Below are 24,083 nucleotides of genomic sequence, written 5' to 3'. Positions count from 1 at the left end.
TCACCCCCGGTCCGGGGGGAACCCGGTGAAGCCCAGGGTGCGGGAGATGGCGCGCGCCGAGTCGCGGACCGCGGAGACCAGGGCGGCGCGCGGTGTCCCGTCGGGGGCGCACACCCGCTCGACCGCACCGCACAGGCCGACCGCGCCGACGACCGCGCCGCGGTCGTCGCGGACGGGGGCGGCGACGCCCGCCTCGCCGTCGACCAGTTCGCCGACGTCGGTGGCCCAGCCGCGGGCGCGCACCAGTTCCAGGTCGGCGGTGAGGTCGGCGCGGGTGGTGCGGGTGCGCGGGGTGCAGCGGGGCAGCGGCAGCTCGTCCAGGGCCGGGGCGCCGCGCAGGTCGAAGGCGAGCAGGACCTTGCCGAGGGCGCAGGCGTGGGCGGGCAGCAGGGCGCCGACCTCCAGCACCTGGAGGCTGTCGTCGGGGCGGAAGACGTGGTGCACGACCAGCACCCGGCCCTCGTGCGGGGCTCCGATGCGGACGCTCTCCCGCGTCCGGGAGGCCAGGGAGTCGGCCCGGTTGAGGGCGCGGGTGCGCAGTTCGTTGCCGTCGAGGTAGCTGGTGCCCAGGTGCAGCAGGGTGGCGCCGAGGCGGTACTCGCCACCCGCGCGGTCCTGCTCGACGAACCCCACGTGCTGCAACGCCTGGAGAATCCCGTGGACCGTCCCCTTGGGCAACCGCAGCGCGCGGGCCACCTCGCCGACGCCCAGCCCGCGCGGCCCCGCGGCCAGCAGCCGCAGGACCGCAGCCGCCCGCTCGACCGACTGGATTCTCCCTGGCATCCACCCTCCCCTTGCCGGTACCGTGTTCGACATTGTCATACTGTGTTCAGTCAAGCCGATCCGCGCCCGTACGTCGAGGAGCCGCCATGCGTCCCGCACCCCTCTCCCCCGAGGCCAGGACCCGCGCGCTGCGCGAACTCGCCGCCGCCCCCGGGCTGGACGTCCTCGTGGTCGGCGGCGGGGTGGTGGGGGCGGGCGCGGCGCTGGACGCCGCCACCCGCGGCCTGCGCACCGGCCTGGTCGAGGCAGACGACTGGGCGGCGGGCACCTCCAGCCGGGCCAGCAAGCTCATCCACGGCGGCCTGCGCTACCTGGAGATGCTCGACTTCGGCCTGGTGCGCGAAGCGCTGCGCGAGCGCGGCCTGCTGCTCACCCGCCTGGCCCCGCACCTGGTGCGGCCGGTCCCGTTCCTCTACCCGCTGACCCACCGCGGCTGGGAGCGCCCGTACGTCGGCGCAGGCATCCTGCTCTACGACGCGATGGCCGCGGGCCACCCCGGCACCCCGCGCCACCGGCACCTGACCCGCCGCGGCGCGCTCGCCGCGGCCCCCGGACTCTCCCCGGACGCCCTGGTCGGCGCCGTGCGCTACTGGGACGCCCAGGTCGACGACGCCCGGCACACGCTGGCGCTGGTGCGCACCGCCGCCGCCCACGGCGCGCTGGCGGTGAACCGGGCGCGGGTCGTGGACTACCTGCGCGACGGCGAACGCGTCGTCGGCGCGGTGGTGGTGGACGGGGAGACCGGGGAGCGCACCGAGGTCCGGGCCAAGCGGGTGATCAGCGCGACCGGGGTGTGGAGCGAGGAGACGCAGGCCCTCGCCGCCGCGAGCAGCGTGCGGGTCCGGGCGTCGAAGGGGGTGCACCTGCTGGTGCCGCGCGAACGCATCGACTCCACCAGCGGGCTGATCCTGCGCACGGACAAGAGCGTGCTGTTCGTGATCCCGTGGGGCAGGCAGTGGATCGTCGGCACCACCGACACCCCGTGGGACCTGGACAAGGAACACCCCGCCGCCAGCGCGGCCGACGTGGCGTACCTGCTGGAGCAGGTCAACCGGGTCCTGGTCGACCCGCTGACCCCCGACGACGTCGAAGGCGTCTACGCCGGGCTGCGACCACTGCTGGCGGGCAGCGACGAGCGGACGGCGAAGCTGTCGCGCGAACACGTGGTGGGCACCCCCGTCCCGGGGTTGACGGTGGTCGCGGGCGGGAAGTACACGACCTACCGGGTGATGGCCGCCGACGCGGTGGACGAGGCGGTGCGCGGGCTCGGGTTGGTGCCCGCGTCGGTCACCGCCGAGGTGCCGCTGCTCGGGGCGGACGGCCATGCCGGGCTGTGGAACCGGCGGGACGCCGTGGCGCGCGAGCACGGGTTGACCGTCGAGCAGGTGGAACGCCTGCTGGGCAGGCACGGTTCGTTGATCGGCGAGGTGCTGGAACTGATCGCGGCCGACCCGGCGCTCGCCGAACCCCTGCCGAGCAGCGACGCGTACCTGCGGGCTGAGCTGGTGTACGCCGCTGCGGCGGAGGGGGCGCGGGATGTGGGTGACGTGCTCGCCCGCCGGGTGCGGGTGGCCATCGAGTCGGCTGACCGGGGGGTGGACTCCGCGCAGCTCACCGCGCACCTGATCGCCCCGGTGCTCGGCTGGGACGCGAATCGGGCTGCCGCCGAGGCCGAGGCATACCGGGCGGGGGTGCGCGCCGAGCGCAAGGCGCAGGAGCAGCCCGACGACGAGTCCGCCGCGGCGGCGTTGCAGTCGGCCTGAGGCTTGGCCCTGGGGGGTGGCCGGTCCGAGTCCTGGAAGCCCGGTCTTTGCGTGGGTGTGCGTCCGGGTGGGTGTGCTCGGCCGTGCACCGTTTTTAGGGCCCGGTCGTTTGGTGGTGGTGCCTGGGTGGATGTGCTCAGCTTTCGAGCCCGGTCGTTTGTGGGTGTGCCCGGCTGGGTGGATGTGTTTGGCCGGGGCCCCTATGGCGATCATGTGCTCCAGTGCGTCAGGTGGGGCTGAAAAGATGCCCCACCGCCCAGGCAGGCTGTCACATGATCGCCACCCCCGGCCAAACACATCCACCCACCCGGGCAGTTGCTTGGTCGGGCCGGCGGTTGCGGGGGTGGTCGGCTGGACAAGCGCATTCGCCCACCCGGGTATTCGCTCGCCGGGCCGGCGGTTCTCGGGGTGGTCGGCTGGGCAAGCGCATCCACCCACCCGGGTATTCGCTCGCCGGGCCGCCGGTTTTCGGGGTGGCTGATTGGGCTGCTGCGCCGGGGGTGCGGCCGGGCCGAATCGCCCCGGGGTGGCCGTCGGGTGACGGCCACCCCGGGTGGTCAGCCGGTGACGCGGGTGAGCCAGGAGGCGAGGTCGGCCTCGACCTCGTCGCGGTTGGTCTCGTTGAGGAGTTCGTGGCGGGCGCCGGGGTAGGTGCGGTAGGTGATGTCGACCAGGCCGGCGTCGCGGTAGCGCTGGACCAGGGTGTCGGACAGGGCCAGTTTCCGGTTGAGGGGGTCGCGGTCGCCGACCATGACGTACAGCGGGAGGTCGGGGCGGATGCCGGTGGGCGTGATCGCGCGTTCGGCGCCCGCGTACATGCCCGCGAGGCCGCGCTCGTCGAGGGAGAAGCCGCACAGCGGGTCGGCGAGGTAGGTGTCCACTTGGGACTCGTCGCGGCTGAGCCAGTCGAATTCGGTGCGGGCGGGTTCGAACTCGGCGTTGTAGACCGTCAGGCCGCCCTCGGCGATCGTGGTGGCCAGCAGGTCGAGGGCGGTGGTGCCGGACAGGGCGACCGCGTCGAGCAGGTCGGCGTGGTCGAGCAGGTACTGCTGGGCGGCGAAGGAGCCCATGCTGTGGCCCAGCAGCACCAGCGGCAGGCCGGGGTGGCGCTCGCGCAGCAATCGGGTCAGCGCGACCACGTCCGCGACCAGTCCGTCCCAGCCCGCTTCGCCGAGGTCGCCGGGTGCGGCCACCATGGTTCGGCCGTGGCCGCGGTGGTCGTTGGCGTACACGGCGCAACCGAGACCGGCCAGCAGCTCGGCAAGGTGGGCGTAGCGCGCGGAGTGCTCGCCCATGCCGTGCGCGAGCTGCACGACACCGCGCACCGGGCCGGTGGGCCGCCACTCCTCGACGTGCACGGTCAGGCCGTCGGCGCTGGGGAAGGTGAACATCGTCGGTTCCTCCGGGGGACGGGTGGGCCGCCGGGGACCTGGCCGACGGCGGCGAGTTCCGCCACCGTAGCCGATCCGGCATTGTCGAACAACGAACCTGAGATTCGACATTGTCGAACTTCGTTCTTGTGAACGCCGAGTTTCGCACCTACAGTTCTCAGCACCTCACCACCGCCGGTCTCCACTCAGGACACCCAGGCACGAAGGACTCCCCCATGCGCTCCAGATCAGCAGCGGCGCTGATGGCCGCGGCCGTGCTCACCGCCACCACCGCCTGCGGCTCGCCCAGCGGTTCCCCCGACAGCGACGTGGTCAAGGTCGGCGCGATCCTGTCGCTGTCCGGCATCTACGCCACCCTCGGCCCGGCGCAGAAGAACGCGTTGCAGATGGGCGTCGAGGAACTCAACCGCACCGGCTTCACCGTCGGCGGGCGCAAGCGCACGCTCGAGATCAGCTACGCCGACGACCGCTCCGATGCCGCCACCACCGGCGTGACCGCGCTGCGCGAACTGGTGCAGTCGCAGAAGGTCCCCGTGATCGCCTACGGCCTGGGGTCGGACACCTACGTACCGCAGTTGCAGCGCCAGCCGGTGCCGATGGTGAACATGCTCGACTCCAGCCACCCCGGCATCCTCGGGCTCAGCGACCACCTGTTCCTCACCCGCGGCGCCTCCCCCACCTACGTGCCGGGCTGCCTGTACTACGCCAAGCGCAAGCTGGGCACCACCAGCATCTCGGTGATCACCGCCAAGGGCGAGCCCTACGGCGAGGGCCTGACCCAGCTCGTGACGAAGTCCGCGCAGGCCGAGGGCGTGCGGATCGCGGCGAACAGCGAGTTCCCGCTCAGCTCCACCGACTACAGCAACGCGATCAGCGCCGCCGTGGCCGCCAAGCCCGACGCGGTCTACCTGTCCAGCGTCACCGCCGTGATCCTGCCCGTGCTCAAGCAGTTGCGGCAGTCCGGCTACACCGGGCCGGTCATCCACAGCGCGGGCGTGAACCCCAACCAGGCCAAGGCGATCCTGGGCGCGCAGTACGACTCCATCATGAAGGACAATTACGACTGCGCGGGCACCCTGCCCACCACCTCGCAGGACCCGGCGGCGCAGGCGTTCGCCAAGGACTACCAGCAGCGCTACGACGAGTACCCGCAGGACCTGACCATGTGGGCGCACGACTTCCCGTTCATCGTGGCCGCCGCGATGACCAAGGCCGACACCGTCTCCGACCCGGCGAAGATCGAGCAGGCGCTCAAGGAGATCGACGTTCCACAGGGGACGGTCAGCGGCTGGCTCCCCGGCGACGGCGGCAGGCTGTTCACCGACCGCAACGCCCGCACCGCCTCCGAGGTCACCGCGTGGTGCCCCGGCCAGGACACGCTGCGCAGCGCCATGGTGTTCGACGTCAAGGACGACGCCGTGGTCGACCCGACCTTCCCGCAGGAGACCTGCGGATGAGCCAGGTCCTGGTCAACGGGGTGTTCCTCGGCTGCCTGTTCGCGGTGGTCGCTGTCGGCCTCACCCTGGTCTACGGGGTGATGGAGGTGCCGAACTTCGCCCACGCCGGGGTCATCGTGCTCTCGGCGTACACCACCTGGTCGGCGAGCGCGGCGGGGCTGCCGTTCGCGCTCGCCGCCCTGGCGGGCATCGCCTGCGGGGCGCTGGTGTCGGTGCTGACCGAGGTGCTGGCCTACCGGTGGATCATCGACCGGCCCGCCGCCGCGCCCGCCGTGGCGCTCGGGCTGATGCTGATCCTGCAGAACGTCGCACTGCGCCTCTACGGCGGCGAGGGCCGGTCCCTGGACACCCCGTACGACCGGGTGCTGCTGCGCCTGGGCGGGGTGTCGCTGTCGGGGGTGAAGGCGGCGCTGGTGGTGCTCGCGGTGGTGTCGCTGCTGGCGCTGCACCTGCTGCTGTCGCGCACGTCGCTGGGCCGGGCCATGCGTGCGGTGGCCCAGGACCGGGAGGCCGCGGCGATCCTCGGCATCCCGATGCGCAGGCAGTACGCGCTGGCGTTCCTCATCGCCGGGGTACTCGGCGGGGTCGCCGCGATCGCCTACGCCCCGACGTTCCAGGTCTCGCCGTACATGGCCGACGAGGTGCTGCTCAGCGCGTTCGTCGTGGTCGTGCTGGGCGGCCTGGGCAGCGTGTGGGGGGCGGTCGCGGGCGGGCTGGTCCTCGGCGTGGTCGAGGGGCTGGGCTCCGCCTACCTGAGCCCGGCCTACCAGAGCGCCTTCGGGTTCCTGCTGCTGGTGTCGATCCTCGTGCTGCGCCCCGGCGGGCTGCGCAGCACGAACGCGAGAAGGGTGGCCTGAGATGCGCGCGCACGTGACGGCGCTGGGCAGCGCGGTGGGGTTGAGCGTGCTCGCCTACCTGCTGCTGACCGGGTTGAGCGGTGACCAGGGGCAGGTCGCGCTGCTGGTGGTGGTCTGGACGATCGCGCTGATCGGGCTGAACCTGATCCAGGGGTTGGGCGGGTACCCGAACCTGGCGCACGCGGCGTTCTTCGGCGGCGGGGCGTACCTGGCGGCGGTGCTGCTGGACACCGGGCTGCCGATGACGGTGGCCGCGCTGCTGGCGGTGGCCGGGGTGATGGCCGCCGGGCTGGTCGTGGCGCTGGTGTTCAGCCGCACCCGCGGGCAGTACTTCGCCATCGGCACCATGTTCTTCACCGCCGTGGCCACGCTGGTGTTCACCAACGCCGCCGACCTCACCGGCGGCCCCAACGGCAGGCCGGTGGCCCTCGGCTACAGCCTGGAGGCGACGGTCGTGCTGCTGGCCGCGTCGGTCGGGGTGGGGCTGGCGCTGTTCCACTGGGCCTCGGTCAGCCGGTTCGGCGACCGGCTGCGCGCCATCCGTGCCGACGAGGACCTGGCCCAGCACGTCGGCGTGCCGACCTCCCGGGTCAAGCTGCTGGCGATGGTGTGCTCGGCGGGCGCGGCGGCGTGGGCGGGAGTGCTGTTCGGGCAGTACAACGGCGTGGTCGCCCCGTCGCAGTTCACCTTCGGGCAGAGCTTCCTGATGTTCGTGGCGCTGGGCCTCGGCGGTGCGGGCAGGCTGCTCGGCCCCGCCGTGGGCGCGGCGGTGGTCATCGGGTTGACGCAGTTGCTCACGCTCGGGCCGGGGGTGAGCCAGATCGTGCTGGGCGTGCTGTTCATCCTCGTCACCCTGCTCGCCCCGGAGGGCGTGCTCGGCGGGGTGTCGGCACTGGCGCGGCGGGTGCGCGCGGCCCGGACGGGTCGGGCGGATCGGTCGGTTCGGGGAGAGGGGGCGGTGGCGTGAGCGCGCTGCTGGTCGTCGAGGACGTGGTGAAGCGGTTCGGCGGGGTGGCCGCGGTCGACGGGGTGTCGTTCACCCTGGACGCCGGGCAGGTGCTGGGGCTGATCGGGCCCAACGGGTCGGGCAAGACCACGCTGCTCGGGGTGCTCGCGGGCACCCACGACCCCACCTCGGGCACAGTCACCCTGGACGGGCGCACCGCGTCCGGCCGGGGCGCGCACAGGGCGGTGTCGGCGGGCATCGCGCGCACCTTCCAGACCACCCGCCTGTTCGGCACGTGGACCCTGCGGGAGGCCCTGCGCCTGGCCCACGGCGAACGGCGCGGGCGCCCCGGCTGGCCGGACGAGCAGATCGCGAACCTGCTCGGCCTGGGCGACGCGCTGGACCGGCCGGGCGCGAGCCTGACCAGCGCGGCGCAGCGGCTGGCGATGATCGCCCTGGCGCTGGCCACCGGTCCGAGGGTGCTGCTGCTCGACGAACCCGCCGTCGGCATGGACGGCACCGAGGCCGCCGCCCTGGCCGCCGCGGTGCGGCGCGCGGCGGGCGAACTCGGCGTCGCGGTGGTCGTGGTCGACCACAACATGCAGTTCCTGATGCCGCTGGCCGACACCGTCCTGGTGATGGCGGCGGGCGCGGTGCTCGCCTCGGGCACCCCCGCGCAGATCCGGTCCGACGAGGCGGTCATCGCCTCCTACCTCGGGGAGGCATGACCGTGCTGGACGTGCACGACCTCACCATCACCTTCGGGCCCACCACCGCCGTGCGCGGGGTGTCGCTCACCGCCGCCGCGGGCACCGTCACCGGTGTCCTCGGCGCCAACGGCGCGGGCAAGACCAGCACCCTGCTGGGCATCCTGGCCCGCGCCCCCCGGCAGTCGGGCCGCATCACCTTCGACGGCGCGGACGTCACCGGCTTCGACACCGGCGCCCTGGTCCGGGCGGGCATCGCGCTGTGCCCGGAGAACCGCAGGCTGTTCCCCAACATGTCCATCGAGGACAACCTCCTACTGGGCGCCTACGGCACCGGCCGCGCCACCCGCCGCACCCGCCTGCGCGACACCTACGACCGCTTCGGCTGGGTCGCCACCCGCCGCGCCGAACCGGCGGGCAGGCTCAGCGGCGGGCAGCAGCAGACGGTGGCCATCGCCCGCGCACTGATGTCCGCCCCCAGGCTGCTGCTGCTCGACGAACCTTCCAGTGGGTTGTCGCCGGTGGCGGTGGACGAGGTGGGGGCGGTCCTCGCCGACATCGCTCGCGACGGGACAGCGCTGGTTCTGGTGGAGCAGAACGTCCGGCTGGTGCGTGCTCTGTGCGCCACCGCGTACGTGCTGGCCCACGGGCAGGTGACCGCGTCCGGGCCGGTGCCGGAATTGCTCAGCGACACGGCTGTTTCCGATGCCTACCTGGGCACGACGGCGTGAGACCTCGTCCCTGCCCTACTCGATGCCCAGCGCCAGGTCGCCCGCGAACGTGCGCAGTGAGATGAGGTGGTCGCCCGCCGTGATGTCGGCGCCCGCCAATTCGCCGAAGTCGTTGGTGCGGGCGGCGACCGACAGGATTTCCAGTCCTCCCGGGGGGATCTCGATGCCCAGCGGCCGTTGGGCGTGGTCCTCGGGGGGCCAGAAGTAGTCCGGGACCCCGTCGTCCGGGCGGGTGTCGAGTACCAGGGTCCAGTCGGTCCAGATGGTGAAGACGGCTGAGGTCGCGTCTTCGAACACGAATTGGAGGGCGAGGAGGTCGCCGGTGGTGTCCACGACCCCCAGGACCGCGCGGGCCCTGCGGCCGACGATCAGGTTGGGGTTGAGGCGCTGGTGGCGGGGATTCACCGCTGCTCCCCCGTTCCCCGGGGCGTGTCGGGCGGCTCCGGTCGGACCACCCTGCCAGAAGCCACCTGACCGGCCGAAAGGAGACCGGGTTTTGTCACCCTGCGCCAGTTTCGCCGCGTTCCGACTGCACCGATGGACCAACCTCGCCGGTGCGAAATGTGAAGCCCTTCATAAGTTCCGGGCCCGGCGGTAGCCTCACCGCTCGTCACACTGGAGTGAGAGGGGTTGGGCATGGGACGACGTTCCCGGTACCTGACGGGTGCGGTGGCCGCGGTCGCCGTGACCGCCGCCGCGGTGGTGGCGGTGCAGGGGTCGGCCGCCGGGGAGCAGGCTCCCCTGCCGCCCCGGGGGGCCGGGTTCGCGCAGGGTGACTACTGCCTCGGGCAGTGCGGTGACATCGTGCCGCCGGGGCAGAACGGCAGCGCGACGGTCGCCGAGATCCTGGCGAACAAGGCGTTCGGCACCCGGCCCAAGCACTTCGACGACCAGATCGGCAAGTACGACGCGCTCGCGCAGGGGTACGGCGGGCTGACCACAGAGAAGATCAACGCCTTCTTCAACGACTCCTCCTTCGGCGTGGCGCCGGACCAGGTGGAGAGCACGAAGAAGCCGCGGGCGGACGTGACGATCATCCGGGACAAGGCGACCGGGGTCCCGCACATCTACGGCACCACCCGGTCCGGGACCACCTTCGGCGCCGGGTACGCCGCCGCGCAGGACCGGTTGTTCCTGATGGACGTGCTGCGCCGGGTCGGGCGCGGGCAACTGACCCCGTTCGCGGGTGGCGCCGCCTCCAACCAGTCGCTGGAGCAGGGGTTCTTCGCCGACGCGCCGTACACCGAGGAGGAGTTGCAGCGGCAGGTTGACGAGGCCGCGGCGGCGAGCCCGCGCGGTCAGGTCGCCATCGCCGACGCCCGCTCCTACCTCGACGGCGTCAACCAGTACATCACCGAGGCCTACAACGGCCGGTACTTCCCCGGTGAGTACGTGCTGCTCGGGCACATCGACGCCATCACCAACCGGGGCAAGATCGAGCCGTTCAAGCTGACCGACCTCGCCGTGATCGCCTCGGTGATCGGTTCGCAGTTCGGTGGCGGCGGCGGTGGTGAGGTGCAGTCCGCGATCGCCAAGCTGGCGTTGCAGGAGCGCTACGGCGTCGTGGAGGGCGAGCGGGTCTGGCAGACCATGCGCTCCGAGGACGACCCGGAGCACATCCAGACCATCCACAACGGACAGAACTTCCCGTACGCCAAGCGACCGGCGAACCCGCAGGGCGAAGCGCTGCCGGACAAGGGTTCGGTGACCCCGCAGCCGCTGGTGTTCGACCGGGCGGGTGCGGCGACCCCGGCCACCGCGAGCAAGGACGTGGCCAAGCCGACCGGGGCCTCCCCCACCACCCGCGACGGCAAGCCCAACCTGGAGGCCGCGCGCGGCGCCCTCGACGACGGCGTGCTGCCCGGCAACCTGCTGTCCGACAAGCACGGCATGTCCAACGCGCTGCTGGTCTCCGGCGCGCACACCAAGAGCGGCAACCCGGTGGCCGTGTTCGGCCCGCAGACCGGGTACTTCGCACCGCAGATGCTCATGCTCCAGGAGTTGCAGGGACCGGGGATCAGCGCCCGCGGTGCCTCGTTCGCGGGCATCAGCTTCTACGTCCTGCTCGGCCGCGGCCAGGACTACTCCTGGAGCGCCACCAGCTCCGGGCAGGACATCACCGACACCTACGCCGTCGACCTGTGCAGCACCGACGGCAGCCCGGTGACCAAGGACAGCAACAGCTACATGCTGCGCGGCGTCTGCACCCCGATGGAGGTCGTGGAGCGCAAGAACGCCTGGACCACGTCCATCGGCAGCACCACCCCTGCCGGGTCCTACACGCTGCGCTCCTACCGGACCAAGTACGGCCCGGTGGCCAGCCGCGCGACCGTCGGCGGCAAGCCCGTCGCCTACACCACGCTGCGCTCGACCTACCAGCACGAGCTGGACACGGTGATCGGCTTCCAGGAGTTCAACGACCCGGACGCGATCACCTCGGCGGCGGACTTCCAGCGCGCCGCCTCGCACGTCACCTACAACTTCAACTGGTTCTACGCCGACTCCAAGGACATCGCCTACTACAACTCCGGCCTCCAGCCGGTCCGGCAGGCCAACGTCGACCCCGGGATGCCGGTCCGGGCGAACGCGGGCTTCGACTGGGTGAATTGGGACCCGGCGACCAACCGCGCCGACTACGTGCCCGCCGAGGCGCACCCGAACGTCGTGAACCAGGACTACCTGATCTCCTGGAACAACGGCCAGGCCCCGGGCACGGCGTCGTCGGGCCTTGACCGGCAGTCGGTGCACCGCGGCGACCTGCTCGACGCGCGGGTCAAGAAGCTGATCAGCAACGGCGGTCAGGTCGACCGGGTCAACCTGGTGCAGGCCATGGCCGAGGCGGCGCTGGTCGACCTGCGCGCGGAGAAGGTGCTGCCGGAGGTGTTCCGGGTCATCGGCGACGGCGACGCGGACACCGCGGCGGCGGTGGCCGAGTTGAAGCAGTGGGTGGCCTCGGGCGGCAAGCGCACCGCGACCGCGCAGGGCAGCAAGACCTACGCCAACGCCAACGCGATCAAGGTGCTCGACGCGTGGTGGCCGCTGCTGGTCAAGGGCGAGTTCCAGCCCGGCCTGGGCGAGGCGGCGTACACCGAGCTGACCCGCAGGCAGAAGGTCGACGAGACGCCGTCGTACAACAACAGCCACCGCGGTTCGGCGTTCCAGGGCGGCTGGTGGGGCTTCGTGCACAAGGACCTGCGGGCCGTGCTCGGCGACAATGTGCAGGCCCCGCTGGGCAAGCGGTTCTGCGGCGACGGCGACCTGGCCAGGTGCAGGCAGGTGCTGCTGGACACGCTCAAGCAGGCCGCCGCCACCCCGGCCACGCAGGTCTACCCCGGTGACGGGAACTGCGCGGCGGGCGACCAGTGGTGCGCGGACTCGATCATCCACAGCGCACTCGGCGGCATCACCCAGGACACCATCGGCTGGCAGAACCGGCCGACGTTCCAGCAGGTCGTGGAATTCCCGGCGCACCGGGGCGACCAGGTCGCCAACCTCAGCGCGGGCGCCACGGCCACCGCGTCGAGCTACGAGCGCGGCCTGTTCAACTCCCCGCCGCGCAACGCCGTCGACGGCAACACCGGCACCCGGTGGGCCAGCGACTGGAACGACAACCAGTGGCTGACCGTCGACCTGGGCTCGACCCGGTCGGTGTCGCGGGCGGTGCTCAAGTGGGAGGCGTCCTACGGCAAGTCCTACCGCATCCAGGTGTCGACCGACGGCACGTCCTGGCGCGACGCGTGGTCGACGACGGCGGGTGACGGCGGGACCGACGTCGCCGCGTTCGCCGCCACCGACGCCCGGTACGTGCGGATGCAGGGCGTGTCCCGGGGCACCCGGTACGGGTACTCGCTGTACGAGTTCGAGGTCTACGCGAAGTAACCACAGCACGCGAGAAGACCGGGGTCTCCACACGGAGGCCCCGGTCTTCGTCGTCGGGGCGTCAGGACTTGGGGTCGAGGACGAACACGGGGATCTGGCGGTCGGTCTTCGTCTGGTACTCGGCGTAGGACGGGAACGCCGCGACCGCGCGCTCCCACCACTGCGCGCGCTCCTCGCCGTCGACCTCGCGGGCGGCGTACTCCTTGGTCACCGTGCCGTCCTGGAGCGTGAACTCCGGGTGCGCCTTGATGTTGTGGTACCAGACGGGGTGCTCCTCGGCGCCGCCCTTGGAGGCGACCACGGCGTAGCGGCCCTCGTGCTCCACGCGCATCACCGGGGTGTAGCGCAGCCTGCCGGACTTCGCGCCGCGCAGGGTCAGCAGCACGATCGGCGACCCGAGGACCTGCAGGCCCTCCGTCGTCCCGGTCTCGAGGATCTGCTTCGTCTGGTCCTGGACCCAGGGCGTCGGGCTGAACTCGGCGGTGTTTTCGACCATGCCGGGGTCAACCCGGCGCGGAGAGTCACTATTCCGCCGGGGGCCAGTTGCGCAGCAGCGCGTCGAGGGCGTCGAGGATGCGGGGCCAGCTCTGCGCCGCGTCGGGGGCGCTGTGGTCGAACGAACCCGCCGCGTCCAGGCTGGCGAAGCCGTGGAAGACGCTGCCCAGGAGCCGGACCGCGTGGGTGCGGTCCGGCTCGGGCAGGTCGTAGCCGCGCAGGATGGCCCGCGTGAGCTGTGAGTGCTTGCCGCCCGCGCTGGCGGCGGCCGTCTCCGGGTCGAGCCGAAGCCGGGTCGCGGCGTAGCGGCCGGGGTGTTCGCGGGCGTAGTCGCGGTAGGTGTTCGCCAGCGCCGTCAGGGCGTCCTTGCCTGCCCGGCCCGCCACCGAGTCCGACGCCCGGTCGGCGAGTTCGGCCAGGGCGAGCAGGGCGATCCTGGTCTTGAGGTCGTGCGAGCCCTTGACGTGCGAGTACAGGCTGGCCACCTTGACGTCGAACCGCCGGGCCAGCGCCGAGACGGTGACCTGCTCGAAGCCGACCTCGTCGGCCAGCTCCGCCCCCGCCAGGGTCACCCGTTCCGTGGTCAGTCCCGCCCGTGCCATAACCCCCAGCCTACTTGCCATCGTCCATTATTGATTTGCCTAAACCTTATAGGCAACTTAGCGTGCTTCCCGTGAAGCCGCTGACCGAGACCGAGATCCGTGCCGCCTTCGTGAACTGCTCCAAGGGCGAGGCGAAGCGCCTGCACGTGCCCCACGACCTGCGCGAACAGCCCTGGGACGACCTGGACTACCTGGGCTGGCGCGACCCCCGGTCCCCTGTCCGCGCCTACCTCGTCGCCGAACTGGACGGCCGCACCCAGGCCCTCGCGCTGCGCTGCCCCAGTTCCACCGGCCAAACCCGCCGCACCATGTGCTCGATGTGCCTGACCTCCCCGATCAGCGGCGTCTCACTGATGGTCGCGCCGAAGGCGGGTGCGGCCGGGAAGCAGGGCAACTCGGTGGGCACGTACGTGTGCAGCGACCTCGCCTGCTCGCTGTACCTGCGGGGGTTGAAGGACGCGGGTCCGGGGGCGCGGCTGAACGAGTCGATCGCGGTCGAGGCGAAGGTCGAGCGGACCGTGGCGAACCTGGCCGCGTTCCTGGCCAAGGTGACCGGGTGACCCCGCCCCGACCGTGATCGGGCGGATCAGTTGAAGAACCGGCCGAGCAGGCCCTGGGCGGCCGCGCCGGGGTCCGACACCGCCTCCTGCGCCTGGCCGAGGAAGCCCTGCCCGGACTGCACCGCGCCCTCGGCCTGCTCGGTGGCCGCGCCCGTGAACCCGGACGCCTGCTCGGTCGCGCTCCCCGCGAACTCGGTGGCCTGGTCAGTCGCGGTCCCGGCGAACTCGGACGCCTGATCCGTCGCGGTGCCCGCGAACCCGGTCGCCTGGTCGGTCGCGGCACCGACGAACTCCTGGGCCTGGCCGGTGGCGCCCGAGACCGCGTCGGTGGCGCCGCCCGCCAGGTCGGTGGCCTGGCCGGTGGCGTCACCGATGATCTGCGTGGCCTTGTCCTTGATCATGTCGAAGAAGCTCATCGGGTCCTCTCGTCGGGGTCGCTGTCACCCCCTCAACGCACGAACTGTCCGTTTTGTCCCCGTCCGTTCCGGCCTCGCCGATCCGCTCCGCCCGACCGACCACCCGGGGCTCCACAGTGGCCACTCCGGCAGCGCCGCCTATCACGGGTGGCACCGGGAACGCCAATCGGCTCGCTCTGCGGAACGGTTTGGCCGCCGCGCGGCGGCTGCCGCAGGGTGTCCTCCGGCGGTGGACCACCGCCGGAGGACGAGAGGGTGTCATGGCTGAGGAAACGGGTTCCGGGTTGGTGCTGCCACCGCGGCCCCAGCGGAACCGGGGTGTGCTCATCGGTGCCGCGGTGCTGGTCGTGGTCGTCGTCGTGGGTCTGGTGGTGTACCTCACCCGGGGCGGGGACGAACCGGCGGCGGGCCGGACGGTGCGGATCGGCACGACCGAGGCGGGGTCGCCGTACTGGGCGACGTTCAAGCAGTTGGCCGCCGAGCGCGGGATCACCCTGGAGGTGGTCAACTTCAGCGACTACACCCAGGCGAACCCGGCGCTGGCGCAGGGGCAGATCGACCTGAACCTGTTCCAGCACCTGCTGTTCCTGGCGAACTACGACGTCGCCAACGACGCGGACCTGACGCCGATCGCGTCGACCTACGTGGTGCCGCTGTCGCTGTACTCGAAGAAGCACGCCGCGGTCACCGACATCCCGCAGGGCGGCTCGGTGGCCATCCCGAACGACCCGACCAACCAGGCGCGGGCGCTGCTGGTGCTCCAGAAGGCCGGGCTGGTCGTGCTCAAGGGCGGCGGCACGGTGCTGTCGACGCCCGCTGAGATCGACACCGCCGCCTCCAGGGTGACCGCGACCCCGGTCGACGCGGCGCAGACGGTCAACGCCCTGGCCAGCGTGGACGGCGCGGTCGTGAACAACAACTTCGCGCTCAACGGCGGCCTCGACCCGTCGAAGGCGCTGTTCGGCGACGACCCGAAGGACCCGACCGCCGAGCCCTACATCAACGCGATCGTGGCCCGCGACGCCGACAAGGACGACCCGACCTACGCCGAGGTCGCCCGGATCTACAAGGACAAGCGCGTCGCCGAGCAGGTGCAGGCGGAGTCCAAGGGCACGTCGGTGCTGGTGGACCGGCCGGTGGCGGACCTGCGGGCGATCCTGGCCCGGCTGTCCGAGACCATCCGCGCGAAGAAGTGAGCCCGCTGATCGAGTTCCGCGGCGTCACCAAGTCCTTCGGCGGCCCCCCGGTGCTCGACGGGATCGACCTGGCCGTCGAGGCGGGCGAGGTGTTCGCGGTCATCGGGCACTCCGGGGCGGGCAAGAGCACGCTGGTGCGGCTGGTCAACGCCCTGGAGAAGGTGACGTCCGGGTCGGTGCTGGTCGACGGCGTGGACCTCACCACGCTGTCCGAGCGCGGCCTGCGCGAGGTGCGGCTGGGCATCGGCATGGTGTTCCAGCAGTTCAACCTGCTGCGCTCGCGCACGGTCTTCGGCAATGTCGCCTACCCGCTGCGGGTCGCGGGCTGGGCCAAGGCGGACCGGGAGCGGCGGGTCACCGAGCTGCTGCACTTCGTCGGCCTCGCCGACAAGGCGTGGCAGTACCCCGACCAGCTCTCCGGCGGGCAGAAGCAGCGGGTCGGCATCGCCAGGGCGCTGGCCACCAACCCTCGCGTCCTGCTCGCCGACGAGGCGACCTCCGCGCTCGACCCGGAGACCACCGCGGAGGTGCTGCGCCTGCTCAAGCGGGTGAACACCGAGTTCGGGGTGACCATCGTGGTGATCACCCACGAGATGGAGGTGGTCCGCGAGATCGCCGACCGGGTCGCGGTGCTGGAGTCCGGCCGGGTGGTCGAGCACGGCACCCTGCACGAGGTCTTCACCGCCCCGAGGGAGCGCACCACCAAGCGGTTCGTGGAGACCGTGCTGCGCGCCCGCCCGGACGCCGACGGCCTGGCCCGGCTCCGGGAGCGCCACCCCGGCACGCTGGTCACCGCCCAGGTCCGCGACGGCAGCCGGGTCGGCGCCGTGCTGTCGGACGCCGGGCGGCACGGGGTGCGGTTCGAGGTGGTGCACGGCGGCGTGAAGGAGCTGGGCGCGGCGTCGTTCGGCAGCCTGACGCTGGAGCTGGTGGGGGCGGACGCCGGGGTCGCGGCGGTGGTCGCCGGGCTGCGCGCGGTCACCGAGGTCGAGGAGCTGGGCTGATGGCGACGGACTGGAACACCCTCTGGCCGGTCCTGCTGGACTCGGTGGGGCAGACGCTGTGGATGGTCGCGGCCACGCTGGTGGTCGGCGGTTTCCTCGGGTTGCTGCTGGGCATCGCGCTCTACGTCACCCGGGCGGGCGGGATCGTGCCGAACCGGGTGGTGCACACGGTGCTCAACGTGGTGGTCAACATCGTGCGGCCGATCCCGTTCATCATCTTCATCACCGCGATCGGCCCGGTCACCATCGCGGTGGTCGGCACCCAGCTCGGCACCGGGGCGGCCACGTTCGCGCTGATCGCCGCGGCCACCTTCGGCATCTCCCGCATCGTCGAGCAGAACCTGGTCACCATCGACCCCGGCGTCATCGAGGCGGCCAGGGCGATGGGCGCCTCCCCGTGGCGGATCGTCACCACGCTGCTGGTGCCGGAGGCGCTGGGCCCGCTCATCCTGGGCTACACGTTCGTCTTCGTCGCCGTTGTCGACATGTCCGCGGTGGCGGGCGCCATCGGCGGCGGCGGCCTGGGCGACTTCGCCATCGTGTACGGCTACCAGCGGTTCGACTGGGCGGTGACCGGCGTGGCGGTGGCGATCATCGTGGTGCTGGTGCAGGTCGCCCAGTTCACCGGCAACCGCCTCGCCCGCCGCGTCCTGCGGCGCGGCTGACCCCGCCCGGGGGCGCCGCCGGACCTCCGGTGGCGCCCCCGGCGCCTACTCGAAGAACTTCAAGCCCCAGCCGGTGTCGGCGGTGGGCCCGGGGACGTTCGCCCGCCGGTAGGTGGTGCCACCCCACCAGCAGAAGCTGCCGCTGTACCACTGGCGGTTGTCCCAGGTGTACGGGGTGCCCTTGGGGACCGCGTGGAACACCAACGGGAACCGGGGTCCGGCCGGTGGGCTGGTGGCGATGTCACCGTCGAGGAGGACGAAGGTGTGGTGCCCGGGGCCGTTGACCGACAGCGTGGGGTCCCAGCCCGACATCATGGTGGCCCGGTTGGAACCGAAGAGGCACCCGTTGGACTTGTACCAGTCCCAGACGTAAGTGGGGTCGCCGCCCGCGCGCAGGCGCAGGTCCGCGAGGCAGTACTGGTCGCTCCAGCTCCCGTTGGCGGAGTAGACGATGTGCAGTTGGCCGTTCGGGTCCTTGATGGCCTCGGGGGACTCGTTGATGAACGGGTTGCCCACCACGCGCTCCCACGGCTCACGCGGCTGGGAGATGACGTGGCGGTCGCCGACCGGGGTGAACGGGTCGGACATGCGGGCCAGGTAGAGGTTCTGCTCGACATTGGTGGTGCCCTCCCACCCGGACCAGACGAAGTAGCGCTGCCCCGCGAAGACGAACATCGTGCCGTCGATGGCCCACCGGTCCCCCGGCAGGGCGAGCCGCCGGTGCGTGGAGTAGCCGCTGTCCGGGGAAGCTGAACTGATGGCGTACATGCGGTGCGCGGCGTCGTTGCCCGCGGAGAAGTAGATGTAGTAGCGGCCACCGTCGTGCACGATCTCCGGCGCCCACACCGAACCCAGGTTCCCGGTGTCGGCCCAGACCTGGCGCGCGGGAGCCCCGGCGAGCGCGTCGGGCGAGGGGGCCTGGCGGACCTGGATGGTGCCCGCCGCCGACTGCACCGAGATGTAGGTGCCCCCGACGCGGATCACGCTCGGATCGGCGGCGCGCAACCCGATCTGCCCCCGCGTGGACCACGCCGGGTCCGGTTCGGCGGCGGCGACGGGGCTCAGCAGCACAGCGGCGGTCAGGACCAGGGCGGCTGCGATGGTGTGCAGGAAGGGGTGAACGGGGCGCACGGGCACTCCTCCGGATCGCCGGAAAGCCGTTGTCCCTGCGGCTCGATGAATCGAAAGTAACACCCCATCTCCACGTGGGGAAAGCCTTCCACCCGACCGATCCCCCGGCCAGCCAAGCTCGCACAGCGCCAGCCAGCCACCAGCCCGGCTGCCGAAATGCCCGGGTGGGTGGATGTCCTGAACGCAGGCTGGCCACCCCGAGAACCGCCGCCCCGGCTACGGATATGCCCGGGTGGGTGGATGTGTTTGGCCGGGGGTGGCGATCATGTGACAGCCTGCCTGGGCGGTGGGGCATCTTTTCAGCCCCACCCGGTCACACTGGAGCACATGATCGCCATAGGGGCCCCGGCCAAACACATCCACCCACCCGGGCACCACCACCAAACAACCGGACTGAGCCGGGACCCACCAAAACCCCAACCCTGAGCCGGGCCCCAGCGAAAGACCGCGCGGGAACCAAAGCCGCCAACCCCGCCCCAGATCGACGCGTCACTCCAGGGCGCGCAGCACCGCCGCCGCAGCCGCGATGCAATCCGCGAGAGCAGGCGGGTCCTCCGCCGAGACCCAGTGGGCGAACGCGACCTGGAACACCGCCACAGCGCTGTGCGCGGCAAGACTGGCCGCGGGCTCGGCGACCCCCCGGGCCCGCAGCGCGTCCGCCGTCGCGGTGACCATCCCGGCCAGCTTGAGCAGTTCGCGCTCCCGCAGGCTCGGGGTGGCCGCGATGATCCGGGAGCGGCGGGCGGCGTGCTCGTGCCGGTCCGCCAGCAGGTCACCCCCGGCGACCACGCCGACCAGCGCCGCGCTGAGCGGGGGGAGGTCGGCCGGGGCGGCCTCGATCGCCTCGCGGGTCACCCGGTCCATGGCGCCCGTGCTGTCGAAGAGCACTTCGCGCTTGTCGGTGAAGTGGCGGAAGAAGGTCCGCTCGGTCACCCCGGCCCGCTCGGCGATGTGGCCCGCGGTGGTCTGCTCGAAGCCGCACTCGTCGAACAGCTCCACCGCGGCGCGGATCATCCGCCCGCGCGCGTCCGGCTCCCAGCGACCCATGCCGCGAGTGTAGTGATGACAGCGACTGACAAGCGGTGCTAGTGTTGATGTCAGCCACTGACATCATCGGGAGGAACCCCCATGCGCGTCTTCGTCACCGGCGCTTCCGGCTGGATCGGCTCGGCCGTCACCGACGAGCTGCTCGCCAACGGCCACGAGGTCGTCGGCCTGGCCCGCTCCGCGGAGTCGGCCGCCGCCCTGGCGGCCAAGGGCGCCACCGCCCACCGCGGCACCCTCGACGACCCCGACAGCCTGGCCGCGGCTGCCGCCGCGGCCGACGGCGTCATCCACCTCGCCTTCAACCACGACTTCTCCGACTACGCGGGCGCGGGCCGCACCGAGCACACCGCCGTCCAGCGGATGCTCGACGCGCTGGAGGGCAGCGGTCGCCCGTTCCTGCTGGCCTCCGGTCTGGCGTCGGGGGTCACCGGCCGCCCCGTGACCGAGGACGACCCCTCCCCCTTCCGCGGCGCCGACTCCATGCGCGGCGGCAGCGAGAACCTGGCCCTCGACCACGCCGACCGCGGCGTCCGCTCGGTCGCGCTCCGCTTCTCCCCCACCGTCCACGGCGTGGACGACCACGGCTTCACCGCCGAACTGACCCGCCTGGCCAAGCGGCACGGGGCCTCGGGCCACATCGGCGACGGCTCCACCCGCTGGGCGGCCGTGCACCGCTCGGACGCCGCCCGGATGGTCCGGCTGGCCCTGGAGAAGGCCCCGGCGGGCTCCCGGCTGCACGCGGTCGCCGAGGAGGGCGTCCCCTCCCGAGACATCGCCGCCGCCATCGCCGCGCACTTGGGCCTGCCGACGGTCTCGGTCGCCCCCGAGGACGCCGACGCCCACTTCGGCTGGCTCGGCCGCTTCTTCGGCATGGACGTCGTCGCGTCCAACACCCGCACCCGACAACTCCTGAACTGGACCCCGACCGGCCCGACCCTCCTGGAGGACATCGCCGCCGGGGCCTACGCGCGGGCGGCCTCGGCCTAGACCCGCCTCACAGCCGCTCGACCACCCCGAAGCCGACCGAGCACCACCTCACGAGTGTCCCAGGCGGAGGCACACCTAGGAGCGGTGGGCGCAGTCCGGGCAGCTTGGATCGGGGTGGACCGGAACAGCGAAGGCGTGCCCCAGGGCCACGGCGTTCCAGACGACCGGGACCCCCGCCGGAGGCGGTGCGACGCCGGTGATCTGGGCCAGTGCCACGTGCGCGGTCAGGTTGCCCGCCAGGCCGGTCGTCGCGGCGGTGGCCATGTGCGGGGTGGTTTCGCCCGGCAGCGGGTCGCGGTCGTAGTGCTGCAGGCGCAGGCAGCGCCAGCAGGGGCCGTGCGGTGGGTCGTAGCGGGTGACGCACACGTGCGGGCCGTCGTAAGCGCCGCTGACCCACGGGGTGGTCGTCGTCAGCGCGGCCGTGTTGCACCACTGTTCGATCTCGGCCGGGGTGTCGGCGCAGAGCAGGACGACCTGGGAATCGGCGAACAGGTCCGCGATCTCGGCGGCCGAGGTCAGCGCCGAGTGGCGGACGTCCACGGCGAGGTCAGGGCGCAATTCGGTCAACCGCTCCGCTGCCGCGTCGACCTTGGGGCGGCCGATGTCCGTGGTGGTGAACAGCAGTTGTCTGTTCAGGTTGGACAGTTCGACCACGTCCGGGTCGATCAGGGTCAGGCCGCCGACCCCGGAGGCGGCGAGGGCGTGGGCGGCGGTCGAGCCGACGCCGCCGACCCCCAGGACGGCGACGTGGGCGGCGGCGATGAGGTGGGGCACCTCGGTCATCGAGGCGCGGGGGGTGCGGTCCACGTAGCTGTAGTAGGCGGTGGACCGCGAGTACCGCTCTCCCACCGCCGGGTCCCCCGCGGTCGCGGCGTCTTCCAGGAAACCGGTTGCCACCAGTTGGTCGATCGCACCGACCAGGGCGGGTTCGGGCAGGTGTGGGCGGTCGGCGCGCACCGCGGCCGCGACCTGGGCGGGTGTCCTGGTGCCGTCCATCGCGGTGAGCAGCGACCAGACCACGCCGTCCGGGTCGGCGATCTCGGCGGCCACCCCGAAGGCCGCGCCGCCGATCCGGATCGCGCCGTTCGTCCGGTATGGGCGGTGGACGCCCTTGACCCTGGGCAACCGCATCCGCGTGGTCCTCTCCTGGAGCCGCCGGGGGGGTGGAGCGCGCGGGTGGGGGCGGGGTGCCCCCACCCGCGAGCGGTCATCGCGGGAGCGGGCGCTCCCAGGTGGGGCCACTGGCCTCGGCCACCGGCAGTTCGCGGATCTCGATGATGATCATCAGGTCACCTCCCCCCGTGCTCGACGGCCCCGATGGAAGCAAGCCGCGGGGGCGGGGACGGCCTGTCCTGGACTTTCCCGGACGAAGCTGGACACCCCGGACCCCGCCGCGGCGGAGGACGGCGAAGAGGACGGCGAGGAGGCCGACACCGAGGACCGCTCCCGCGTGCGCGGGGTCGACGGCAAGCCGGTGGGAGTGCCGGGCGCGGGATGTCAGCCGAGGTGGGAGAGGCTGAACGCGATCAGGAAGCCGCTCACCGTGATCAGCCCGATCCACAGGTGGGCCTGCTCGAACGCCTCCGGGATCATCGTGTCGGTGACCATGGCCAGGATCGCCCCGCCCGCCACCGCCGTGATCGCCGCGAGCACGGCGGGCGGGGCGCCGCCGAGCAGGGCGTTGCCCACCATCGCCGCGATGGCGCTGATGACCGCGATCCCACCCCACAGGCCGAACACGTAGCGCGCCGAGCGGCCCGCCTTGCGCATCCCGGACGCGCTGGACAGGCCCTCGGGGACGTTGCTGATGAACACCGCGGCCACCGTGACGGCGCTGACCGAGCCGCCGCCGAGCAGGCTGGTGCCGATCACGATGGACTCCGGGACGCCGTCGAGCAGGGCGCCCAGGGCCAGCGCGGTGCCCGACCCGGACTGCTCGGACTCCGAGGGCTGCTGGTCGCCGGAGCGCTTGCGGTGCCGGGCGCCGCGCCGGGCGAGGGCGACGTTGGCGAGGGTGTAGACGACCGCACCCGCCACCGCGCCGACGGCGGTGGCGAGCAGCCCTCCCTGTTCCTCGGCTTCGGAGATGAGGTCGAAGGACACCGCGGACAGCAGCACGCCGCTGCCGAAGGCCATGACCGCGGCCACGACCTTGCCCGGCACCTTCGCCAGGAACCCGAACAGCGCGCCGACGAGCAGCGCGGAACCGGCCAGCAGACCCCAGCCGCCCGCCGCGAGGAACTGTGGCAAGTCCGTCACCTCCCGTTGTACCGATGTGGACAGTGGACACCGCCAGACCTACACGGGTCCGGCGGTGTCCACCAGTCGAATCAGGGTTGTCCGCGTGCCTGGTCAGTCCCGGGAGCGGTCGGAACCGCGGCCGGTGCCCGCCTTCGCCACCTCGTCGGACTCGCGCGAGTCGGACTTGCGGTGGTCGTTCTGCTCGGGGATGTCGGCGACCGCGGCCTTCTCGGCGTCGTCGAAGGAGTGGGTGTCGCGCGGCGGCAGGAACGGGTCCTTGTCCTCCGGCACCCCGTGGTCGATGGCGCGCGCCCTGGCCAGTTCGGCGTCGAGTTCGGCGCCGAAGAGGATGGCCAGGTTGGAGATCCACAGCCACACCAGGAAACCGATCACGCCACCCAGCGAGCCGTAGGTCTTGTTGTAGGAGCTGAAGTTCGCCACGTACAGCGCGAACCCGGCCGAGGCGACGACCCAGACCACCACGGCCACCACGCCGCCGGGGGTGACCCAGCGGAACCCGGGCTGGCGCACGTTCGGCGACGCCCAGTACAGCAGCGCGATCGCGATGGAGACCAGGACCGCGATGACCGGCCACTTGGCGATGTCCCAGATCATCACCCCGGTCGACCCGATCCCGAGCGCCGACCCGATCTTCTCCGCGATGCCGCCCGTGGCGACCACACCGGCGGCGCACAGCGCCAACAGCAGGACGACCGCGGCGGTGATGCCCAGCCGCATCGGGATGGTCTTCCAGACCGGGCGGCCCTCGGGCATCTCGTAGATCGAGTTCGACGCCCGCATGAACGCGCCCACGTACCCGCTGGCCGTCCACAGTGCACCGAGCAGACCGATGATCGCGATCGGACCGGCGATGCTCGCGCTGCCCTGCAACTCCTCGATGGCGCCGGTCAGGATCTTCGCCGCCTCACCTGGCGCCAGGTCGTTGATGCTGTCGGTCAGGTTCTGCGTGGCCGACGGGCCGAGCATCGCCGTGATCGACGTCAGCACGATGATCGCCGGGAACAGCGACAGCACCGCGTAGTACGTCAGGGCGGCGGCCCAGTCGGTCAGGTTGTCCTTGACCACACCTTTACCGGTGCGGACCAATGTGTCTTTCCACGACCGCTTGGGCAGGTCAGTGGGTGTTTTCGCCTCGGCGGGCATCGGACCTCCACAGGGTTTTGCCCCCCGAGTACCGCCGTCCGCGCCGAGCAAAACACCTGCT

Annotated in this window: 23 protein-coding genes; 12 read left to right on the top strand and 11 right to left on the bottom strand. The window is 72.1% G+C overall.

Going from position 1 to position 24,083, the window contains the following annotated elements:
• Positions 1-783, bottom strand: coding sequence for an IclR family transcriptional regulator (locus DFQ13_RS01975; RefSeq protein ID WP_110078580.1), 783 nt, complete (start codon positions 781-783; stop codon positions 1-3).
• Positions 784-869: 86 nt separating this feature from the next.
• Between DFQ13_RS01975 and DFQ13_RS01970 the strand changes: the two genes are divergently transcribed.
• Complete coding sequence (locus DFQ13_RS01970) at positions 870-2,546, top strand: glycerol-3-phosphate dehydrogenase/oxidase (RefSeq protein WP_110078579.1); 1,677 nt, start codon at positions 870-872, stop codon at positions 2,544-2,546.
• Positions 2,547-3,103: 557 nt separating this feature from the next.
• Here the strand turns inward: DFQ13_RS01970 and DFQ13_RS01965 are convergent.
• Positions 3,104-3,937, bottom strand: a complete 834-nt coding sequence (locus DFQ13_RS01965; RefSeq protein WP_110078578.1) for an alpha/beta hydrolase — start codon at positions 3,935-3,937, stop codon at positions 3,104-3,106.
• 215 nt (positions 3,938-4,152) lie between these two features.
• Here DFQ13_RS01965 and DFQ13_RS01960 point away from each other — a divergent pair, with 215 nt between their 5' ends.
• The 5 genes from DFQ13_RS01960 to DFQ13_RS01940 are packed head-to-tail and all read left to right on the top strand — an operon-like array spanning position 4,153 to position 8,635.
• Positions 4,153-5,394, top strand: a complete 1,242-nt coding sequence (locus DFQ13_RS01960) for an ABC transporter substrate-binding protein (protein WP_110078577.1) — start codon at positions 4,153-4,155, stop codon at positions 5,392-5,394.
• On the top strand, positions 5,391-6,251 hold the full coding sequence (locus DFQ13_RS01955) for a branched-chain amino acid ABC transporter permease (RefSeq protein ID WP_035281490.1): 861 nt from the start codon (positions 5,391-5,393) through the stop codon (positions 6,249-6,251). Before DFQ13_RS01960 ends, DFQ13_RS01955 begins: the two co-directional genes overlap by 4 nt.
• 1 nt (position 6,252) lies before the next feature.
• On the top strand, positions 6,253-7,218 hold the full coding sequence (locus tag DFQ13_RS01950; RefSeq protein WP_110078576.1) for a branched-chain amino acid ABC transporter permease: 966 nt from the start codon (positions 6,253-6,255) through the stop codon (positions 7,216-7,218).
• Complete coding sequence (locus tag DFQ13_RS01945) at positions 7,215-7,925, top strand: ABC transporter ATP-binding protein (RefSeq protein WP_110078575.1); 711 nt, start codon at positions 7,215-7,217, stop codon at positions 7,923-7,925. The genes DFQ13_RS01950 and DFQ13_RS01945 overlap by 4 nt, the downstream gene beginning before the upstream one ends.
• Positions 7,922-8,635 carry an ABC transporter ATP-binding protein gene (locus DFQ13_RS01940; protein ID WP_035281496.1) on the top strand — a complete coding sequence of 238 codons (714 nt, stop codon included), beginning with the start codon at positions 7,922-7,924 and terminating at the stop codon, positions 8,633-8,635. The genes DFQ13_RS01945 and DFQ13_RS01940 overlap by 4 nt, the downstream gene beginning before the upstream one ends.
• Positions 8,636-8,650: 15 nt before the next feature.
• Here DFQ13_RS01940 and DFQ13_RS01935 read toward each other — a convergent pair whose 3' ends face one another.
• Complete coding sequence (locus DFQ13_RS01935) at positions 8,651-9,040, bottom strand: hypothetical protein (protein WP_035281498.1); 390 nt, start codon at positions 9,038-9,040, stop codon at positions 8,651-8,653.
• Positions 9,041-9,271: 231 nt separating this feature from the next.
• Here DFQ13_RS01935 and DFQ13_RS01930 point away from each other — a divergent pair, with 231 nt between their 5' ends.
• Complete coding sequence (locus tag DFQ13_RS01930; protein WP_052021017.1) at positions 9,272-12,514, top strand: penicillin acylase family protein; 3,243 nt, start codon at positions 9,272-9,274, stop codon at positions 12,512-12,514.
• A 61-nt stretch (positions 12,515-12,575) separates the two neighbouring features.
• Here the strand turns inward: DFQ13_RS01930 and DFQ13_RS01925 are convergent, their stop codons facing one another.
• Positions 12,576-13,010, bottom strand: a complete 435-nt coding sequence (locus tag DFQ13_RS01925; protein WP_035281500.1) for a nitroreductase family deazaflavin-dependent oxidoreductase — start codon at positions 13,008-13,010, stop codon at positions 12,576-12,578.
• 28 nt (positions 13,011-13,038) lie between these two features.
• Complete coding sequence (locus DFQ13_RS01920; RefSeq protein ID WP_035281501.1) at positions 13,039-13,611, bottom strand: TetR/AcrR family transcriptional regulator; 573 nt, start codon at positions 13,609-13,611, stop codon at positions 13,039-13,041.
• 71 nt (positions 13,612-13,682) lie between these two features.
• Between DFQ13_RS01920 and DFQ13_RS01915 the strand changes: the two genes are divergently transcribed.
• Complete coding sequence (locus tag DFQ13_RS01915) at positions 13,683-14,171, top strand: FBP domain-containing protein (protein ID WP_110078574.1); 489 nt, start codon at positions 13,683-13,685, stop codon at positions 14,169-14,171.
• A 26-nt stretch (positions 14,172-14,197) separates the two neighbouring features.
• Here DFQ13_RS01915 and DFQ13_RS01910 read toward each other — a convergent pair whose 3' ends face one another.
• Entirely contained in the window at positions 14,198-14,587 is a 390-nt protein-coding gene (locus DFQ13_RS01910; RefSeq protein WP_110078573.1) for a hypothetical protein, read from the bottom strand.
• 260 nt (positions 14,588-14,847) lie between these two features.
• Between DFQ13_RS01910 and DFQ13_RS01905 the strand changes: the two genes are divergently transcribed.
• Genes DFQ13_RS01905 through DFQ13_RS01895 form a run of 3 tightly spaced genes read left to right on the top strand, consistent with a single transcriptional unit; the run spans position 14,848 to position 17,452 of the window.
• The gene (locus DFQ13_RS01905; protein ID WP_110078572.1) at positions 14,848-15,783 is read left to right on the top strand and encodes a MetQ/NlpA family ABC transporter substrate-binding protein; all 936 of its coding nucleotides are present in this window, start codon (positions 14,848-14,850) and stop codon (positions 15,781-15,783) included.
• Complete coding sequence (locus DFQ13_RS01900) at positions 15,780-16,787, top strand: methionine ABC transporter ATP-binding protein (protein WP_110078571.1); 1,008 nt, start codon at positions 15,780-15,782, stop codon at positions 16,785-16,787. The genes DFQ13_RS01905 and DFQ13_RS01900 overlap by 4 nt, the downstream gene beginning before the upstream one ends.
• Positions 16,787-17,452: a methionine ABC transporter permease gene (locus tag DFQ13_RS01895; RefSeq protein WP_110078570.1), complete on the top strand. Its 666-nt coding sequence runs from the start codon at positions 16,787-16,789 to the stop codon at positions 17,450-17,452. The genes DFQ13_RS01900 and DFQ13_RS01895 overlap by 1 nt, the downstream gene beginning before the upstream one ends.
• Before the next feature lie 45 nt (positions 17,453-17,497).
• Here DFQ13_RS01895 and DFQ13_RS01890 read toward each other — a convergent pair whose 3' ends face one another.
• The gene (locus tag DFQ13_RS01890; protein WP_063935925.1) at positions 17,498-18,583 is read right to left on the bottom strand and encodes a glycoside hydrolase family 43 protein; all 1,086 of its coding nucleotides are present in this window, start codon (positions 18,581-18,583) and stop codon (positions 17,498-17,500) included.
• A gap of 489 nt (positions 18,584-19,072) precedes the next feature.
• A complete protein-coding gene (locus DFQ13_RS01885; RefSeq protein WP_110078569.1) occupies positions 19,073-19,630 on the bottom strand; it encodes a TetR/AcrR family transcriptional regulator in 558 nt (185 codons plus the stop codon).
• 81 nt (positions 19,631-19,711) lie between these two features.
• Here DFQ13_RS01885 and DFQ13_RS01880 point away from each other — a divergent pair, with 81 nt between their 5' ends.
• The gene (locus tag DFQ13_RS01880; protein ID WP_110078568.1) at positions 19,712-20,617 is read left to right on the top strand and encodes an SDR family oxidoreductase; all 906 of its coding nucleotides are present in this window, start codon (positions 19,712-19,714) and stop codon (positions 20,615-20,617) included.
• A 75-nt stretch (positions 20,618-20,692) separates the two neighbouring features.
• Here DFQ13_RS01880 and DFQ13_RS01875 read toward each other — a convergent pair whose 3' ends face one another.
• The 3 genes from DFQ13_RS01875 to DFQ13_RS01865 form a co-directional block, all read right to left on the bottom strand.
• Positions 20,693-21,748 carry a HesA/MoeB/ThiF family protein gene (locus DFQ13_RS01875; protein WP_110078567.1) on the bottom strand — a complete coding sequence of 352 codons (1,056 nt, stop codon included), beginning with the start codon at positions 21,746-21,748 and terminating at the stop codon, positions 20,693-20,695.
• A 366-nt stretch (positions 21,749-22,114) separates the two neighbouring features.
• Positions 22,115-22,867: a ZIP family metal transporter gene (locus DFQ13_RS01870; RefSeq protein ID WP_035281517.1), complete on the bottom strand. Its 753-nt coding sequence runs from the start codon at positions 22,865-22,867 to the stop codon at positions 22,115-22,117.
• 102 nt (positions 22,868-22,969) lie between these two features.
• Positions 22,970-24,022 (bottom strand): YihY/virulence factor BrkB family protein, encoded by a 1,053-nt coding sequence (locus tag DFQ13_RS01865; protein WP_110078566.1) that lies wholly within the window; start codon positions 24,020-24,022, stop codon positions 22,970-22,972.
• Between the last annotated feature and the right edge of the window lie 61 nt (positions 24,023-24,083).

The organism is Actinokineospora spheciospongiae (assembly GCF_003182415.1).
GTDB lineage: Bacteria > Actinomycetota > Actinomycetes > Mycobacteriales > Pseudonocardiaceae > Actinokineospora > Actinokineospora spheciospongiae.
Note: the sequence above shows the minus strand (reverse complement) of the source record. Positions and strands in the feature narration are given on the sequence as shown.